Origin of the sequence: Kitasatospora sp. NPDC059722, from assembly GCF_042733235.1 — a bacterium.
Taxonomy (GTDB): Bacteria; Actinomycetota; Actinomycetes; order Streptomycetales; family Streptomycetaceae; genus Kitasatospora.
This window is the reverse complement of the sequence record NZ_JBHWGD010000050.1, coordinates 22,134-23,915: the sequence shown is the minus strand read 5'-3', so window position 1 is coordinate 23,915 and position 1,782 is coordinate 22,134. Positions and strand designations below refer to the sequence as shown.

The 1,782-nt window shown below is 67.4% G+C and carries 2 protein-coding genes; one reads left to right on the top strand and one right to left on the bottom strand.

Annotated elements, in window-relative coordinates; genetic code table 11:
- Window positions 1–298 precede the first annotated feature (298 nt).
- Window positions 299–832, top strand: a complete 534-nt coding sequence (locus tag ACFV4F_RS27920; RefSeq protein WP_380506453.1) for an NUDIX domain-containing protein — start codon at window positions 299–301, stop codon at window positions 830–832.
- Between the two features lie 256 nt (window positions 833–1,088).
- Here ACFV4F_RS27920 and ACFV4F_RS27915 read toward each other — a convergent pair whose 3' ends face one another.
- The gene (locus ACFV4F_RS27915; protein ID WP_380506451.1) at window positions 1,089–1,574 is read right to left on the bottom strand and encodes a hypothetical protein; all 486 of its coding nucleotides are present in this window, start codon (window positions 1,572–1,574) and stop codon (window positions 1,089–1,091) included.
- Window positions 1,575–1,782: the final 208 nt, after the last annotated feature.

Sequence of the window (1,782 nt, the reverse complement as noted above, 5' to 3'; positions counted from 1 at the left end):
TTTACTACCCTTGTTTGTGTGGGGCCTGTTTCTTTTTTTTTACTGTCCCGGGGCCCGCGCCGGGCGTCGCGGGCCCGGCCACGGTGGTCTCCGTCCGGGACGGCAGCCGAGAGAGTGTGACGAGACGGGCCTGCCGCGCCACGCGGCAGGCCCGCACGTGGGAGGCCTTCGTTGCTCTCCTGGGTGCCTGACCGGCGGTGGGTTGGAGGATTTCGTCACCTTGACATAAATCTGTCGGGGCAGGTCTGCGGCCGGTTTGCGTCTGACATGCTGAAGGCCATCGAGAGGGGCCGCCGCGATGCAGTGGAAGATCCATGGGGAACGTCCGATCTACGAGAACCCATGGGTGAACCTGTGGCTGGCCGACGTCGAGCAGCCTGACGGACACCGGTGGGAGCATCATGTGGTCAAGCTGCGGCACCTTGCCGTGGCCGCCATCGTGAACGGTGAGAAGCAGGTCCTCATGATGTGGCGGCATCGCTTCATCACCGACACCTGGGCCTGGGAACTCCCGATGGGGCTGATCGAACCGGACGAAACCCCTGCGGAGGCGGCTGCTCGCGAAGCACTGGAGGAGACAGGCTGGAGGGTTGGCGAAGTCAAGCCGTTGATCTACGCTCAGCCGGCGAATGGGATCACCGACTCCGAGCACTTCGTCTTCCGGGCTGACGCCGTCGAGCACGTGGGTCCGCCGACCGAACACAACGAGTCCGACCGGATCGAGTGGATTCCCCTTTCTGAGCTGCGAGGGATGATCGACCGGCGCGAGATCGTCAGCAGTGGCACGCTGGTGGGCGTGTTGTACCTGCTGCTGGATGAGGCCGGCCTCTGATCAGCCGGCCGGCTCGGCGATGCGGCCTGCCAGTTCCGCCGCAGCTGGGGTGCGGTGGTGTGGCCTGAGCAACTGGCGGAACTCTCGGAGGTGCGCGACCACCCGAGAGGTTGGTCTTTTGCCTGGGCGCCCCGGCCGGGTGGCCGGGGCGCCCAGGGGTACCCGTCCGGTGGTTCGTGGCTAGGCGACTTCGGCGGGCTCGCTGGAACGCCAGGGGGCTGTGCAGGTTGTGATCTGGAGGGCAGCGTTCGGTGCCTCAGCCCTTCCTGGAGGCTCCCTCGGGCCATACGACGTCCACCGGGATCGCTGCGGCCTGTGCGCCTGCCACTGTGTCGGCCGTCCCACCCCGTCCGTTGCCCGGTTGACCGTCCCATACCGCTACCAGCCGGTCAGCGCGGCGAAGCAACTCGTTGCTTGCGGCCTCGTACGCCTCGCGGTCGGCTGTTGCGAACGGCATGACGACCACGTCGGTTGCCGCCTCGTACAGGCGGTCGAACTCGGCTGCGTAGTCGGGCTTGACCTTGGCCTTGCGGTAATCGGCGGACGGGATCACAGCGATCAGCAGGCCACCGAGCGACAAGACGACGTCGGCGAACAAGGCATCGGCGCCCTTGGCGATGCAGGACAGTCCGGTCAGCTGATCGCTCGGATACTCGGAGAGCAGGTCCAGGAGCGCATCGCGAACCGGCTGGATGCTGCCCGCGGTCAGGTCCATGTGCCCGGTCACTGCGATCACTGCCATGCCGTTCCCTTGGGTCCGTTCGCCAGTAGCTCGTGGATGCTAGCGCGGATGTCCCGTACGGCAGCGATCGTCAACGCCTGACTTGGCCAGCGCAGTTGACGCACAGCGGTGGGCCCCGGCGGGGCGGGGGGCGCCCCCCCCAAAACCCCCGCCGCGAGGCCGCCGCGGGGGCGTGGGGGAGGCTGGGGGGGACAGGGCAAGCCAGCAG